This window comes from Arthrobacter sp. Dra40, from assembly GCF_059091905.1.
Genome location: NZ_JBNHHB010000042.1, coordinates 24,285 through 40,391 on the forward strand (window position 1 = coordinate 24,285; position 16,107 = coordinate 40,391).

The 16,107-nt window shown below is 66.3% G+C and carries 9 protein-coding genes, 1 rRNA gene and 1 riboswitch; of the genes, 4 read left to right on the plus strand and 6 right to left on the minus strand.

Annotation, left to right across the window (positions count from 1 at the left end):
• Positions 1-18 precede the first annotated feature (18 nt).
• Both AC5RWT_RS17390 and AC5RWT_RS17395 read right to left on the minus strand, forming a co-directional pair.
• Positions 19-834 (minus strand): endonuclease domain-containing protein, encoded by an 816-nt coding sequence (locus tag AC5RWT_RS17390; RefSeq protein ID WP_494081242.1) that lies wholly within the window; start codon positions 832-834, stop codon positions 19-21.
• Positions 835-952: 118 nt separating this feature from the next.
• Positions 953-1,270, minus strand: a complete 318-nt coding sequence (locus AC5RWT_RS17395; protein ID WP_494081243.1) for a hypothetical protein — start codon at positions 1,268-1,270, stop codon at positions 953-955.
• Positions 1,271-1,435: 165 nt separating this feature from the next.
• Between AC5RWT_RS17395 and AC5RWT_RS17400 the strand changes: the two genes are divergently transcribed.
• Positions 1,436-2,425: an ArsR/SmtB family transcription factor gene (locus AC5RWT_RS17400; protein WP_494081244.1), complete on the plus strand. Its 990-nt coding sequence runs from the start codon at positions 1,436-1,438 to the stop codon at positions 2,423-2,425.
• Between the two features lie 172 nt (positions 2,426-2,597).
• Here AC5RWT_RS17400 and malQ read toward each other — a convergent pair whose 3' ends face one another.
• Complete coding sequence (malQ, locus tag AC5RWT_RS17405; protein WP_494081245.1) at positions 2,598-4,814, minus strand: 4-alpha-glucanotransferase; 2,217 nt, start codon at positions 4,812-4,814, stop codon at positions 2,598-2,600.
• Between the two features lie 204 nt (positions 4,815-5,018).
• Positions 5,019-5,111: riboswitch (SAM riboswitch) on the plus strand.
• A 96-nt stretch (positions 5,112-5,207) separates the two neighbouring features.
• On the opposite strand from malQ, the gene AC5RWT_RS17410 reads away from it, so the two are divergent.
• From AC5RWT_RS17410 to AC5RWT_RS17420, 3 genes are all read left to right on the plus strand, one after another.
• Positions 5,208-6,683 (plus strand): O-acetylhomoserine aminocarboxypropyltransferase/cysteine synthase family protein, encoded by a 1,476-nt coding sequence (locus AC5RWT_RS17410; RefSeq protein ID WP_494081246.1) that lies wholly within the window; start codon positions 5,208-5,210, stop codon positions 6,681-6,683.
• Positions 6,680-7,177, plus strand: coding sequence for a CoA-binding protein (locus tag AC5RWT_RS17415; protein WP_494081247.1), 498 nt, complete (start codon positions 6,680-6,682; stop codon positions 7,175-7,177). The genes AC5RWT_RS17410 and AC5RWT_RS17415 overlap by 4 nt, the downstream gene beginning before the upstream one ends.
• A 281-nt stretch (positions 7,178-7,458) precedes the next feature.
• Positions 7,459-13,230, plus strand: coding sequence for an Ig-like domain-containing protein (locus tag AC5RWT_RS17420; RefSeq protein ID WP_494081248.1), 5,772 nt, complete (start codon positions 7,459-7,461; stop codon positions 13,228-13,230).
• Between the two features lie 130 nt (positions 13,231-13,360).
• On the opposite strand, the gene AC5RWT_RS17425 is transcribed toward AC5RWT_RS17420, so the two are convergent.
• The 3 genes from AC5RWT_RS17425 to rrf all read right to left on the minus strand — a co-directional run.
• Positions 13,361-14,167: a carbon-nitrogen hydrolase family protein gene (locus AC5RWT_RS17425; protein ID WP_494045415.1), complete on the minus strand. Its 807-nt coding sequence runs from the start codon at positions 14,165-14,167 to the stop codon at positions 13,361-13,363.
• Positions 14,168-14,398: 231 nt separating this feature from the next.
• Positions 14,399-15,790: a pyridoxal phosphate-dependent decarboxylase family protein gene (locus AC5RWT_RS17430; RefSeq protein WP_494081249.1), complete on the minus strand. Its 1,392-nt coding sequence runs from the start codon at positions 15,788-15,790 to the stop codon at positions 14,399-14,401.
• Positions 15,791-16,021: 231 nt separating this feature from the next.
• A 5S ribosomal RNA gene (rrf, locus tag AC5RWT_RS17435) occupies positions 16,022-16,107 on the minus strand; the annotation flags it as partial.

Sequence of the window (16,107 nt, forward strand, 5' to 3'; positions counted from 1 at the left end):
GCGAACCAGGCAGGTCTGTCACGCCGACCTCCGCAGCATGGTCAGGACCTCAGCGACAACGCGATCCGGCGTGAAGACCAAGTCCTCGTAGACGTATCGGAGTGTGGGCAGCCCGCTGAGCATACCCGCATTGTTCCGTCGCCGGTCTTTGAGGAAGGTTGCGCGATCCCAGTGAAAATCGAATCCGTCCAGCTCAATGATGAGGCGGCCTTCCACCAGCATGTCGACCCGACCGAGTCCCCGGATCCGCACCTGAGTTTCCAAGTGAAGTCCGGCGCCGCGGAAGAGGTCCCGGGCAATAACCTCCAACGGCGAGTCGGCGTCATCGCCTATGCTCTGCACCAACTGCCGCCGCAAGCTGTTTCGCGTTCCCGGCAGGCGATCCAAAAGCTCTTCCTTTGAAACTCGGCCTAAGCGCACCGCCGACTCTGCGATGACCAGCGCTTCTAAGCGCGGACGGCAGCGAATGGCGTGCAACACACAATCCTCGATTCCTACGTAACCCCACCTGCCAACGTCCACTAGGCGGCCCCGGTGCTTGATCACGGTCTCAGGTTGTTTGCCGTGGTCCGTCCATAGATGCAATTGAGGCGGGTCCTTTACGGTCCATAGTCCGAGCTCCCTTGCGGCCGAGACGCATGTGATGAGCCCACCAGCCGTCATTGCGATGCGGAGGTTCGCATCCGCATCGGCAGTTCCTACGAGCCCCCGTCGAAGGGACGTCACGGCACCGGACGAGATAGCCAGCTTGAGCGCGTCTGGTCCGATGCCCGCCCTCCGCAGATCCTTAACGAAGGCAGTGCCTCCTCTTTTCGCCACGTAATCGGCGATCATTTCTGGAGTCTGCATGAGACCGAGGATGACCCGCTGTTTTCGGGGGCGCCAGTGTCGCACCGAAACTGTGCATAATCTCCGGGCCCCTAAGGGCCAAGCCGGTGCCCGGGCACTGCCTTCAGTACCGGCCGCCGAAGAGATGGATCTGCGAACGAACCTTGTCGCGGTGCTCCTCGATCATGGCCTCTCTGGCGGCGCCGGCTTGCCACCAGTCGCTGAGCCCGCGAGCAGTTGCAACTAGAGCGTGGAACAGGGCAATTACCCCGGGCCGGATCCCACCGATAGCACCGGGGCGGGCAGGCTCGCGCGCCGGCTCTGGCGGGGTCGGCCGAGCGGCTGCCGGGGACGGATGGATGGATGAGGCGGTTAAGGACGGGCTGCCATGCCGCCGGTCCGCGACGTCGAGGTGGTGACGGGTCTGCGTTGAAGTAGTCATGGCTACAGATTCCGCGCATGTTCAGGCAAGAGCCACGATTCGGCAGAACCCGAATCGGGAATAAATCCGACGCTGCGCGCGGAAGATGCCCAGCTCAAGCCGTCCCCAAGATTCGGTCCAGCCCGAATCCTCGACTGGCGCACCCGGCGACCTTACGCTGTTCCCATGCACATCACGCTCAGCAGCGAGGACCTGACCAAGGTCCGGTTCGAGGCGGCACCGCTGGGCGAGACGGTCGCCAGCCTGCGCGCCCTGCAGGTGGGCACACCCATCCACCGCCCCTGGATCGAGGACACTAAGCGGCGCATCGCCGAGTCAGCCGATCCGCTAGCCCGCGACCACCTGCGCCTGCTCACCGCGCTGGTTCCGCCGAAAGGCTTCCTGGCTGACTCCATCACCCCCACCCCCAAGTACCAAGGCACGTTCGCCGAGGGCCTCGCCGCCGTCGCCGACGTGCCGCCGGAGGTGTGGCAGCGCGACGTCACCCACCTGCTCAGTCAGAGCCCTGCCGACTACGCGCGCGAGGAACTGCAGCGGCTCGCGGAGGACATCGACGCCGGCATCCCGCGCATCACCGCCGCCCTCGAGTGGTACTGGGGCACCGCCGTCGAGCCGGTATGGCCGCGCCTGCGGTCCCTACTGCTGGCGGACATCGACAGTCGCCTGGCCCAACTGTCGCGCGACGGCATCCTCGAGGTGTTCAAGAGCCTGCACCCCAGCGTGCGCCCCACGCCCACCGGCCTCGAGATCATGCGCGGCTGCGAGGCCGACGACGTCCCCGAGCCCGGCGGCGGGCTGCTGCTAGTGCCGAACGCGTTCGTCTGGCCCAACACGTTGGTGCTCAACGTCCGGCCGTTCGTGCCCACGCTGACCTACGCACCGCGCGGCGTCGGCCGGCTCTGGGAGGCCAGCCGCGAGGCGACGCACAGCCCGGTGGCCCGGCTGCTCGGCAAAACCCGGGCGCAGATCCTCGCGCAACTCGATGTACCGATGACGACGACGCAGCTCGCCCGCTGCTTGGACCTCGCCGCCGGGACGGTCAACGAGCATTTGAAGGTGATGTCCGAGAGCGGTCTGGCGGCCACCATGCGTTCCGGCCGTGAGGTGTTCTACCGGCGGGCCGAAACCGGCGAGGCGCTGCTGGCCCGGCTGTGACGACGCGCGCCGCGAGGTAGGCGTTTCCGCCGGCTACGCCCCCGGGCTGTCCACGTTTTGCGGGGAGCTTTTGCGTTTGTCCTAGTCAGCGCCAGACGCCGTCCCAAGACGTGGACAGTTCCTGCTGAACGTGGACAACTGATCCCGTTCAGCCGTGCCCGTGTTAACCCGCCTACCGCTCCCGCAGCGCTCGCACCAGCGAGTCGAACCGCTCGTTGTCCGCCAAGTCATCCAGCAGGACGGCTTCCCCATCGGGGCCGGCCAACGGGATTCGCCAGTTGGGGTATTCGTCCGCGGTACCCGGCTGGTTCTGGGTCCGCCGCTCCCCCACGGCGTCGGTGAGGGCAACCCCCAGCAGCACCGACGGGGTCTGCGCGATGAACGCGTGCAGCGCCTCAACGGTGCGCTGCTCGCCGGAGCTGCCGGCGCCGTCGTCGTGCTGTGAAGCAGCCGGAACCCGCGAGCGCACCAGGGAAAGCACCGACTCCTGCGCGGCCTGGTCCAGGGTGCGTTCCTCCTCCACCGGCCGGTTCAGCAGGCCCAGCGAGTCGCGCAGGTCCACGTGCTCGCCCGCAAGGTAGCCGGCGGTGGGCGGCAGGTCGTGGGTGGTGACGCTGGTGAGGCAGGCGCGGCGGTAGCTCTCCGGCGGGCGGGGCGTGGCGCCGTCGTACTCGAACCACAGGATGGAGGTGCCCAGGATGCCGCGCTCGGCCAGGTAGTCCTGTACCCCCGGTTCGAACACGCCGAGGTCCTCGCCGATGACGACGACGCCGGCGCGTTCGGCTTCGAGGGCCAGGATGCCGATCAGGGCCTCGTGGTCGTAGTACACGTAGGCGCCTTCGCCGGGCGGGCCACCGACGGGGATCCACCACAGCCGGAACAGCCCGAGGATGTGGTCCACCCGGATTCCGCCGGCGTGGCGCAGGATGGTCCGCAGCATGTCCCGGTAGGCGGCATAGCCGGATTCCGCGAGGCGTTCGGGATGCCACGGGGGCTGGGACCAGTTCTGCCCCCGCTGGTTAAACATGTCGGGCGGCGCGCCCACCGAGATGCCGGCGGCCAGCACGTCCTGCAACGCCCAGGCATCGGCGCCGGCGGGATGGACACCGACCGCGAGGTCATGCACTATCCCGAGGTTCATTCCCGCATCGAGGGTTCGGCGCTGCGCGGCCTCAAGCTGCTCGTCGCCCAGCCATTGCAGCCACTGGTGAAACTCGATCCGGTCCTTCAGCGCACTGCGCTGCGATTCGATGAACTCCGGATCCGCCCACTCGGGAGCCCCCGCCGGAAGGGTTTCGGCGAGCGCGCACCACAGGGCAAAGCGCTCCAACCCCTCGCCTTCTTGTGCGCGGAAGGCGTCGAACTGCTGCTGCCGTTCCGCGGACCGGGGCACCGCGAAGACCGCTTCCAGCGCCTGCAGTTTGGCCGCAAAAACGGGATCACGGTCCAAAATGCCGGCGTCCAGGTTCGCGTCGTGGAAAGTGTTGTCCAGCGGGATGGCCCGGGCTTCGGGCACGTCCTCGACCCGCAGGTAAATCGGATTGACGAAGCGGCGTGTGGCGGGCAGGTAGGGCGAGGGCTCCACCGGCGGCTTGGGCTGTGCCGCGTGCAGCGGGTTGATCAGGACGAACCCGGCGCCCTTGGCGGCAGCCGTTTCGGCCAGCACGGCGAGGTCGTCGAGATCGCCAACTCCCCAGGATGACCGCGAGCGCACGGAGTACAGCTGCGCCATCAGACCCCACGTGCGGGGAAGCCGGTCGGCGGTGGTGAGCCGTTGCGGGGTGACCACCAGCGCGCACTGCGCCTGGCTGCCGGAGGTTGCCGCGGGATACCCGGATGCGTCCAAGCCGGTTCCGGCCGAATCGGTGCCCGCCCGGCTGGTCGGCGCCAACCCGTCCGGCGCCTTGCCCATTCCGGCCGAAGAGGGCGCCTGCCCCGGCACATCCTCGCCGGTTCCGGCCTCGCTCACCTCGAGCGTGTGCCAGCCCAGCGGGAGGTCTGCCGGCACCGCCGCCGCCCAGCGGTCACGCGGAACACCCGCCGCCTCGGCCGGCCCGCCGGCGACCACCTCGACGTCGCGCCGGGACCCGTCCTCCAGCAGGATCCTGACCCGGGGCCGGGAACCCGCGCTCACATTGACCGGCACCTCAGTAGCGGCGCCTTGGCGGACGACGACGGCGGGCGGCAGGGTGCGCTGCAGCGGCGCTAGTTCTGCGGCACGGAGGGAGACGGTGACATCGTCGTCGGTCTTGCAGGGAACCCCCAGCGCGGTGAGGACAGCCACCAGTGTTGCCGGGCCGACTGCTTTCTCTGCGCCGTCCCAACCCCGAAAGGTAGTGCCGACGCCGTGTTCCTGTGCGAGGCGCTGCAGCGCCGTGAGCTCTGCCATGGAACCCAATCTACGGGAACCGTGCACGCTTATGCCGGGAAGTCTGCGCAGAAGGCGGGTCTCCACCTGGGTCTCCACGCGCTCGCTGGCGCTCGCTTGGTCCACCACCGGCAGGTCGCACCGTCGTCGTACTGGGAATTCAAAGCGGCACGCAACGCGGCTCAACAATTTTGGCGGCGGCGGCGGAAGTTGCGAGAATGGACGGGACCATCCCGAGCGGTTGAGAGATCTGGCTCTTTGACACCGCAGCAACCATCCGGCCAACCGGAAAGGTGCTACCGCCAGAAGCGATGGAGAGAGCGCAAGCAATCTTTGATCCGGATGGCGCCCCGCATTCGGGCGCCGCCAGGACCGTCATTGCCTCGGGAACCTTAGTTTTGAAGGAGCTGCCTGATGGCTGAACGCACATTCGGTTTCCGCACCCGTGCCCTGCACGCCGGCGGCACGCCCGACGCCGAGCACGGCGCCCGGGCCGTACCGATCTACCAGAGCACGTCGTTCGTGTTCAAGGACACCGACGACGCCGCGAACCTCTTCGCGCTGCAGAAGTACGGCAACATCTACTCCCGCATCGGCAACCCCACCGTGGCCGCGTTCGAGGAGCGCATCGCTTCGCTTGAGGGCGGTATCGGCGCGGTGGCCACGTCCTCCGGCATGGCCGCCGAGTTCATCACCTTCGCGGCGCTGGCCGGCGCGGGCGACCACATTGTGGCCTCGTCCAAGCTCTATGGCGGCACCATCACCCAGCTGGACGTGACGCTGCGCCGGTTCGGCGTGGAGACCACCTTCGTTGACTCCACCGACCCGGCCGACTTCGCCGCGGCCATCCGCGAGAACACCAAGGCCGTCTACACCGAGATCGTGGCGAACCCGTCCGGCGACATCGCCGACCTGGCGGGTTTGGCCGCGGTGGCGCACGACGCCGGCCTCCCCCTGGTGGTGGACGCCACCTTGAGCACTCCCTACCTGATCCGGCCGATCGAGCACGGCGCGGACATCGTGATCCACTCCGCTACCAAGTTTTTGGGCGGGCACGGCACCACGCTGGGCGGCGTCGTCGTCGAATCCGGGCGTTTCAACTGGGGCAACGGCAATTTCCCGCAGATGACCGAGCCGGTGGCCAGCTACGGCAATGTGTCCTGGTGGGGCAACTTCGGCGAGTACGGCTTCCTGACCAAGCTCCGCTCCGAGCAGCTGCGCGACATCGGACCGTCGCTGTCCGCGCAGTCCGCGTTCCAGCTGCTGCAGGGCGTGGAAACGCTGGCGCAGCGGATGGACGAGCACCTGGCCAACGCCCGCAAGGTGGCCGAATGGCTGGAAGCCGACGAGCGGGTCTCCTGGGTCAGCTACGCCGGCCTGCCCGCGCACCCGCACTACGAGCGCGGCCGGCAGTACCTGCCCAAGGGCGTGGGCTCGGTCTTCAGCTTCGGCGTCAAGGGCGGCCGCGTTGCCGGCCAGAAGTTCATCGAATCGCTGCAGCTGGCCAGCCACCTGGCCAACATCGGCGACGCCCGCACCCTGGTGCTGCACCCGGGATCGACCACACACCAGCAGCTCACCGCCGACCAGTTGGTGGCCGCCGGCGTGCCCGAGGACCTGATCCGGATCTCTGTGGGACTGGAAGACGTGGACGATATCCTCTGGGACCTGGACCAGGCCCTGGCTCTCTCGCAGCAGGCCGGCGCTGAGCACGGCCCGAGCCGGGACCATGAGGACGATACGTTCGACACCTCCGAGTTCGCCTCGCCCGCCTACGCTGGCGAGTCGTGCACGATCCCGGCCGCGCGCGCCGCGCGAACGGAGCCGGGAACCCGTGTGGTCGAGTCAGTGGAAGAACTGATCGAAGCCGAAGAAGGAGCCGCCAAGTGACCGCGACACCAGAACGCACCTGGATCGGCCCGTCCGCACCGGAACGGCTGAACATCCTGCGCAACACCAAGTCGATCGCCATCGTCGGCGCCTCGGACAAGCCCAGCCGGGCCAGCTACTTCGTGGCCACCTACCTGCTGTCCAGCTCGCCGTACAAGGTCTACTTCGTGAACCCGGTGGCCAAGGAGATCTTGGGCCAGCCGGTCTACAAGTCGCTGGCCGACCTTCCCGAGGTCCCGGACCTGGTGGACGTGTTCCGCAAGCACGATGACCTGCCCACCGTGCTGGAGGAGACGCTGGCCGTCGGCGCCAAGACCATCTGGCTGCAGCTGGGATCCTGGCACGAGGAGGTCGCGGCCAAGGCCGAGGCCGCCGGCCTGAACGTGGTGATGGACCGCTGCGTAAAGATCGAGCACGCCCGGTTCCACGGCGGCCTGCACCTGGCCGGCTTCGACACCGGCGTGATCTCCTCCAAGCGGCAACTGACCGCGTAGAGCGGCTTGCCTAAGGTTTCACCGGCAGCAAAAGCCCGTCCCTAGTCCCCGGCCCTCACATGGGAGAGCTGTGGCAGGGGACGGGCTTTTTCTTGCCGGGACGCTGAAGTAGAAGCTTTCAAGGATTTCCCCAAGGTCCTCGTCGGATGCTGTGGCCAGCCACACATCACTCGACTAGGGGAGTCATCATGTTCAAGAAGTCAGCCCATCCAAAACACAGGAGGGGCACCGAACGTGCCCAAAGGGGGAAGCCATCCCTTCCCCAAAAGGTGACCGCCGGCTTGGCCGCGCTGGTTCTGGGTGCGGGCGTGCTGCCCTCAGCCCTCGCCCCCGCGGCGCTGGCCGCGCCGGTCGGTCAGGGCCTGACCCTCAATGCCGGGGACATGAGGTTCATCCTGAAACAAATCAAGATTGCTGAGAACCACGCCACCAAGGAAGATGCCGAGGGTAAGCCCGTAGCGGGCCAGCCGCTCCTAGGCTCCGGGCCCAACCAGATAGCCAATCCGCTGCTGCCCTACGGGCTGCGCACTGTGGACGGTTCCGATAACAACCTGGTGCCCGACCAGGGGCACTACGGGAAGGCTAGCCTCCCGTTCCCGCGACTGGCAGAGCCGGAGTGGCGGACCACGACAAACGGCGAAAGTTACAAGTCCGTCAGTGGCAACCTGACTGATACCGACCCCCGCTTCATCAGCAATGTCATCGTGGACCAGACCTCCAGCAATCCCGCCGCGATTGCTGCGGCCGGCAAGGCGCACCGGACGGTTAACGACGGTCCGACGGCGGTGCCCTGCGACGCCGATGGCCAGCCCCTGGAGTGCGTGCCGGAAGGCGAGACACTCGACATCCCGAATGTCACCACGGACTTCGGGCTCTCGCCGCCATACAACGGCTTCTTTGCCCTGTTTGGCCAGTTCTTCGACCATGGCATCGACTTCACCAAGAAGACGTCGAACATGGTCATGATGCCCCTGGCCGCGGACGATCCGTTGTATGTACCGGGCTCGCGGACCAACTTCATGGTCCTCAACCGGGCGGAGAACCAGCCCGGCCCCGACGGTAAGCTCGGCACGGAGGACGACATCCAGGACGGCACAAACACGGACTCTCCGTGGGTTGACCAGAGCCAGACCTACTCCTCGAACCCCTCCCACCACGTCTTCCTCCGGGAGTACGAGCTCAACGAAAACGGTGACCCGGTCTCGACCGGCGAATTGGCCGAGGGCGCCCCCGGCGGCATGGCTACCTGGGCGGATATCAAGGCCCAGGCCGAGACCATGCTCGGGCTGAAGCTCTCCGACGCCGACGTCGTGAACATCCCGATGCTGGCCACCGACCAGTACGGGCGATTCCTGAGGGGGCCTAACGGCCTGCCGCAGTACATCACGCAGAACGAAGAGTTGGTGGAAGGAAACCTGGAGAGCCCCGTGGCGCCGCCGGCAGACGTCCAGCGGATCGGGATTGCGTTCCTGGACGACATCTCCCACTACGCGGCACCGTTCGACTCCCGCGGCACGAAATTGGCACCCGACGGAGATGACGTCACCACGCCCGTTACCGGCCGCCAGGACGCAGGCACTTACGACGACGAAATGCTCAACGCGCACTTTATTGCCGGCGACGGCCGCGTCAATGAGAACATTGGGCTCACCGCCGTCCACCAGGTCTTCCACTCGGAGCACAACCGGCTGGTTACCTACATGGAAGACCTGCTGACGTCCCTGAACCTGGATTTGAACGAGTGGAAGCTCCCAAATGGTGAATGGAACGGGGAGCGTCTCTTCCAGGCCGCACGGTTCGTCACCGAGATGGAGTACCAGCACATCGTCTTTGAGGACTTCGCGCGGAAGATCCAACCCGGCATTAATCCGTTCAACGTCTTCACCCAGTCCGACACGGCCATCAACCCGGCGATCAAGGCCGAGTTCGCACACGCGACCTACCGTTTCGGCCACTCCATGCTGACGGACACGGTAGACCGGAAGACCAACAGTGGCGCCGACATTGGCATCCCGCTGCTGGATGCATTCCTCAACCCACCGGCCTACTACGCCAACGGGGAAAACACGATGACCCCGGAGCAGGCCGCCGGTGCGATCGCGATGGGCATGACGGACCAGGTGGGCGCCGAACTCGACGAGTTCGTGACCGACACGCTGCGCAACAACGTTCTCGGCCTGCCTCTCGACCTGGCCACGCTCAACATCGCCCGCGGTCGGGATACCGGCGTTCCCTCGCTGAACAACTTCCGCAAGGACCTCTACCAGAAAACGAGCGAGTCGTCCCTCAAGCCCTACAGCAGCTGGGTGGACTTCGGACAGGCGTTGAAGCATCCGGATTCGGTGGTCAACTTCATGGCCGCCTATGGCACGCACCCCAGCATCACCGGGGCCGCAACCATCGATGCCAAGCGCGCGGCGGCACAGAAGCTCTTCGACATTAGCCCCGACCCCGCAGCGGAAACCCCGGCCGATGCCTATGACTTCGTCAACAGCGACGGCGCCTGGGCGAACGACGGCGCCGCTTCCAAGACCGGTCTGGACAAGGTTGATCTCTGGGTGGGAGGCCTCGCTGAAGCCCAGAACCTGTTCGGTGGGTTGCTCGGTTCCACCTTCAACTACATTTTCGAACGCGAAATGACGGACCTGCAGGACGGCGACCGGCTCTACTACCTGTCCCGCACCTCCGGCCTGAACCTGCGCACGCAGCTGGAGGGCAACTCGATGGCCGAACTGGTCATGCGCAACACCGACGCCTCGGCGCTGAAGGCCGACGTCTTCGGCGTGGCGGACTGCGAATTCGAGATGGGCAACATTGTGGGCACCACGGGAAACAGCGTGGCCGATGATCCTGCCTCTGCCTGTGACGAATCCGCACTGTTGCTCCGCATGGCCGACGGCACCATCCGCTACCGAGTCTCCAACACGGTGGACCGCCCGGGCCTCAACGCGCAGGCGACCTACAACGGCAAGGACGACGTCGACGGCGCAGACGGGATCGACCGGATCTGGGGCGGCGTCGACAACGACACCGTCTGGGGCAACGGCGGCAACGACGTCATCGAAGGCAACGACGGCGCAGACACCATCCTTGGCGGTGCCGGCAACGACCGCATCACCGACTCCCACGGAGACGACGTGCTCAAGGGCGGTCCAGGCAACGATGCGATCGACGCCGGCCCCGGACTAGACATCATCATGTCCGGAGACGGCGACGACTTCTCCAACGGCGGGCTCAACGGCAACGAGACGTTTGCCGGCGAGGGCGACGACCTCGTCATGGCCGGCAACGGCCCGGACACGGTATTCGGCGGAGGCGGCGATGACTGGCAGGAAGGCGGCAACGCCAACGACCTGCTCCAGGGCGATAGCGGCGCACCGTTCTTCGACGACATCAACAATCCCGGCCACGACGTCCTCATCGGCGACAGCGGCGAGGACGACTACGACGCCGAGGGCGGTGACGACATCATGGTCGCCGGTCCCGGTATCGAACGCAACCACGGCGTCTACGGCTTCGACTGGGTGACCCACGCACGGTCCGTGGAAGCGGCCGACTCCGACATGCGCATGGTCGTCGTGGAGGGCCCGAACGCCCTCAAGGATCGGTTCCTGCTGGTCGAAGCCCTCTCCGGCTGGGACAAGGACGATGTCCTGCGCGGTGATGACGTCGCTCCGGCCGATCCGGACAACGAGGTCGCCGTGCCTGGCCTCAGCAATGTGCTCGATGCTGAGGGGATCAAGCGGATCACCGGCCTGGCCGACCTGCTGCCCGCCGGCGCCTCCGATTTCGGCGCTGGCAACATCATCATCGGCGGCTCCGGCAGCGACCAGATCTGGGGCAACGGCGCGGATGACATCATCGATGGCGACAAGTGGCTGAACGTCCGGCTGAGCGTCCGCGACGCCCAAGGCACGGAAATAAAGTCAGTCACCACGCTGAAGGACATTCAGGCCGACATCATGGCCGGCAAGATTGATCCGGGCAACGTTGTCATCGTGCGCGAAGTCCTCAACAGTGCGGCTCCCACGGACATCGATACCGCCAACTTCTCCGGCGCATTCGATGAATACGACATCACCACCGTCGATGGAGTCACAACTGTGGCCCACGTCCGCGGCACCGGGGACGACGGCACCGACACCATCACCAACGTCGAGCGCCTCCGGTTCACGGATCAGACCATTGATCTGACGGACAAGGTAGCCCCCACCGTGACGGACCGCGCGCCGGCTCCCGGAGCTACTAATGTGCCGGTGGGGACCAACATCACGGCAACCTTCAGCGAGGCCGTTACCGGGGTCTCCGGCACAACGGTAACCTTGACGGCCGCGGGAGCTACAGCCCCGATCGCCGCCACCGTAACCTACGATCCGGCCACCCGAACGGCCACGCTGGACCCGCAGGCGAACTTGGCGCTCAACAGGGTTTACACTGTTCGGCTCACCAACGGAATCCGGGACGCGGGACGCAACGCCCTCGCTGCTACCAGCTGGACGTTCACCACTGTCGGACCGGTTCCGTCAGTGACTGGGCGCACCCCGGCGGCGAACGCCACCAACGTGGCGGTCAACAGCAACATCACCGCTACCTTCAGCGAATTTGTCACTGGAGTCACAGCCAACACCTTCCGGGTCACCGACTCGGCCGGCCAGGCAGTGGCTGCGGCAGTGAGCTACAATCTTTTCACCCGGACGGCCACGCTCAACCCGAATGCCAATCTGCTGAACAACACCACCTACACCGTGGAGTTGACCAATGGCATCCGGAATCTGCAGGGCGGTGCCCTTCCAGCGACCACGTGGAATTTCACCACCGCCGAGGCCATACCGGTTATCACCGGACGGACCCCGGCGGCGAACGCCACCAACGTGGCCACCAACAGCAATATCACCACTACCTTCAGCGAACCAGTCACCGGAGTCACCGCCAACACCTTCCGGGTCACCGACTCGGCCGGCCAGGCAGTGCCTGCGGCAGTGAGCTACAGCGCTTTTACCAGGACGGCTACGCTCAACCCGAATGCCAACCTGCTGACCAACACCACCTACACCGTGGCGTTGACCAATGGCATTCAGAATGCACAGGGCGGTGCCCTTCCGGCGACCACCTGGAACTTCACCACCGAAGCCGCGCCGGTCATCACCGGACGGACTCCGGCAGTGAACGCCACCAACGTAGCCACCAACAGCAACATCACCACTACCTTCAGCAAAACGGTCACCGGAGTCACCGCCAACACCTTCCGGGTCACCGACTCGGCCGGCCAGGCAGTGCCTGCGGCAGTGAGCTACAACGCATTTACCCGGACGGCCACGCTCAACCCGAACGCCAACCTGCTGACCAACCGCCCCTACACCGTGCAGTTGACCAATGGCATCCGGGATCTGCAGGGCAACGCCCTCACGGCAACCACCTGGAACTTCACCACCGAAGCCGCTCCGGGCATCGCCGGACGGACCCCGGCGGTGAACGGCACCAACGTGGCCACCAACCGCAACCTGGCGGTGAAGTTCAGCGAACCGGTCAAGGGCGTCAGCGCCAGCACGGTGACGTTGAAGACCTCCGCGGGCAAACTGGTACCGGCGACGGTCAGCTACGACGCTGCGAAGCGCACGGTCACGGTGAATCCCAAGGCGATCCTGCCGAGCAGCACCCGCTTCACGGTGAAGCTCACCAACGGCATCACGGACGTCAACGGCAACCGCCTGACAGCCACCAGTTGGAGCTTCAAGACGGAAAGCCGGCCCACGGTATCCAAGCGGACGCATGCCGCCGGAGCCAAGTCGATCAACCGGAGCAGCAACGTCTCGGTGAAATTCAGTGAAGCAGTCTCGGGAGTAAGCCGCTCCAGCTTCAAGCTGGTCGACAGCAAGGGCAAGACTGTTTCGGCCAACGTCAGCTACAACTCGCGCACCAAGACGGCGACCCTGAATCCGTCGAGCAAGTTGAAGGCTAAGGCCACCTACAAAATCCGGCTGAGCAGCAGCATCAAGGATGCCTCCGGCAACCGACTGTCAGCCACCAATTGGTCCTTCCGGACCGGAAAATAATTAGCCGCCTCAACCAGTAAGAGTCCAGGCCCCGGAGAAAACCGGGGCCTGGACTCTTTTCATGTGACGGCCCCGGCTGCCGGCCAGCATTCCTGGCCGGCACCTCACCGGCGGACCAGGAGTTGCGGCGTTAGTGAGCCGGGACGATCTCCACCGTGCTGGCGAGGCGGCGGTTCTTGAGCACAGGCAGGAACTCGCGCACCTCGTCGATCCGGCGACGGGTCACGTCGACGGTGACCACGCCGCGGGGCTCGTCGTCCAGGTAGGCCACCGGAATCCCCATCGGGTCCAGGATCGCCGAATGACCCACGGTGTTGGTGCTAGAGGTCCCGGCCGCAGCCACCCAGCAGGTGTTCTCGATGGCACGGGCGCGCAGCAGCGTTTCCCAGTGCTCGATCTTGTGGTCGCCCTTGAACCAGGCGGCCGGCACGGACAGCAGGTCCGCGCCCTGCGAGGCCAGCGCCCGCGCCAGCTCGGGAAAGCGCAGGTCGTAGCAGGTGAGCACGCCGATGTTCAGCTCCCCCAGCTGCACGATCTTCAGGCCGCCGTCGCCGGGCTTGATCCGCTTGGACTCCTGGTAGGAGAACGCGTCGTACAGGTGCAGCTTGCGGTAAGTGTCCACAATCCGGCCGGTGGAATCCACGATCACCAGCGTGTTGTACGGTCGCTCCTCGCCGCTGGATTCGTAGCCGCCGGCGATGATCGCGATGCCGACCTCGGCGGCAATGAAGGACAGCTGCTGCACGAAGGCGGACCAGTTGGATTCCACGGCAGCGGCCAAATCACCCTGCACGTGCCGGACGGTGAACATTGATTCTTCCGGCAACACGATCAGTTCCGCGCCGTCGGCCTTGGCCTCTTCCGCAAGGGAGCGCATCGCGGCGAGGTTCTCCGACATGTCCCCGCTGGGGTTGAGCTGTCCGACGCTGATCTTCATGATGCGCTCCCGTCTTGCTGGCGGCGTGTGTCCTTCCAGACTACCTAAGGTCAACTCCATCGGCGCAGGTGGGAACGTTGCATTCAGAGTACGACGGCGGTGCGCCGGGTCAGGCGCGACGTCCGCCTACCGGGTCCCACCGGAACGACGGCGGTGCTGCGGGTCAGGCGCGACGGCTGCCTACCGGACCCCACCGGAACAACGGCCATGTCCCCGGCTCCGCGGCCAGCGTCACCGGGCGCAGCGCAGGATGGCCTCCACGCTCCGGTCGGCATCCGCTTCGGTGGTGGACCAGTTGCTGACGCTGATCCGCATCGCGGCCCGCCCGTGCCAGGTAGTGCCGGACAGCCAGAGCGTCCCGTCCTCCTGTACCCGGTGGACTACTTCACGGGTGAACTCATCCGGGTCGGAACCGTCCTCCGGGACGAACCGGACCAGCACTTGGTTGAGCACCACGTCGTTGAGAATCTGGACGCCGGCGGCTCCGGCCAGTTGCCCGGCCATCCGCGCGGCCAGCGAACAGCAGCGTCCCACGAGGTCTGCCACCCCGTCGCGGCCGAGGGTACGCAGCGCGGCGTAGGCCGGGAAACCGCGGGCGCGCCGGGAGAACTCCGGCACCCAGGCCACCTCGTCCCGCTCCTGCCCGTACTCCAGGTAGGCCGCATGCGGCGGGGTCATGCTGCGCTGGTGCACATCGGAGTCGCGGACAATGGCGATGCCGGAGTCGTAGGGGACGTTCAGCCACTTGTGCGCGTCGGTGGCCCAAGAATCGGCCAGTTCCACGCCGTCCAGCAGGTGCCGTAGCTCCGGGCTCGCAGCGGCCCACAGCCCGAAGGCGCCATCCACATGCACCCAGGCGCCGTCCCGTCGCCGTACCCGCTCGACCGCGGCCCGGAGTGGATCAAAGGAACCGGTGTTCACGTTGCCGGCCTGCAGGTTCACGATCAGCGGCAGCCCCTCGGGGATCCGCCCCAGCACTGCGTCGAGTGATTCCAGCGTGATCCGGCCCTGCTCGTCCGTGTCCACCAGGTGGACACGGCGGCGCCCCAGGCCCAAGTACTGCAAGGCCGTCAGGACGGTACTGTGGGCTTCTTCTCCAACAACGACGGCGGTCTCCGGTGCGCCGAAGAGCCCGTCGCTGACCACGTCCCAGCCGGCGCGTTCCAGTACGGCCGTCCGCGCCGCAGCCAGGCAGGTGAAGTGGGCCATCTGGCAGCCGGTGACCAGCCCAAATCCGCAGTCCGGAGGCAGGCCAAACAGGTTTAGCAGCCACTGCCCCACTGCCTCTTCCACCACCGAAGCGGCCGGGCCGGCCACATACAGTCCGGCGTTCTGGTCCCACGTGGACGTCAGCCAGTCGGCGGCAAGGGCCGCGGGCTGGGCACCGCCGATCACGAAGCCGAAGTAGCGCGGGCCTGCCATAGCCACGGCAGCCCGCCCGCCGACGTCGGCCAGGTGCTCAATGACCTTCCGAGGGTCCTCTCCCCGCTGTGGCAGTTCACCCACCAATTCCCGGCGCAGCTCGGCCACGTCCATTCCCGCCTTAACCGGTCGTTCCGGCAGCGACCGCAGATAGTCCGCAGCAAGTTCGGCCGTGCGGCGGAGCAGTTCGTCGTCCCCCATGACGTGCATGCTACGCCCGCGGGCCACGCTTGCGACAGGGCGCAGCCGGGACCATGGCCTTAACTTGTGTCCGGCGGGGCCTGCTTCGTTGTGTCGCCGGACTAAGTCCGGTCCGGTCTAGCCCGTCCAGCGGCCGGGGTGGCCGGGGCGGCGGGCATGGCTGGGGTGGTTGGTGGGTTAACGGGGGAAGGCCCCGCCGTCGTTGGCGGGGCCTTCCCTTGTGTAAAGAATGTCCGGCGGTGACCTACTCTCCCACACCCTCCCGAGTGCAGTACCATCGGCGCTGTGGGCCTTAGCTTCCGGGTTCGGAATGGGAC

Bases quoted from the DNA above. Each gene is read 5' to 3' on its own strand.
- AC5RWT_RS17425 (WP_494045415.1), bottom strand. From the start codon at position 14,167: ATGAAGATCAGCGTCGGACAGCTCAACCCCAGCGGGGACATGTCGGAG.
- AC5RWT_RS17395 (WP_494081243.1), bottom strand. From the start codon at position 1,270: ATGACTACTTCAACGCAGACCCGTCACCACCTCGACGTCGCGGACCGG.
- AC5RWT_RS17400 (WP_494081244.1), top strand. From the start codon at position 1,436: ATGCACATCACGCTCAGCAGCGAGGACCTGACCAAGGTCCGGTTCGAG.
- AC5RWT_RS17430 (WP_494081249.1), bottom strand. From the start codon at position 15,790: ATGGGGGACGACGAACTGCTCCGCCGCACGGCCGAACTTGCTGCGGAC.
- AC5RWT_RS17410 (WP_494081246.1), top strand. From the start codon at position 5,208: ATGGCTGAACGCACATTCGGTTTCCGCACCCGTGCCCTGCACGCCGGC.
- AC5RWT_RS17390 (WP_494081242.1), bottom strand. From the start codon at position 834: ATGATCGCCGATTACGTGGCGAAAAGAGGAGGCACTGCCTTCGTTAAG.
- malQ (WP_494081245.1), bottom strand. From the start codon at position 4,814: ATGGCAGAGCTCACGGCGCTGCAGCGCCTCGCACAGGAACACGGCGTC.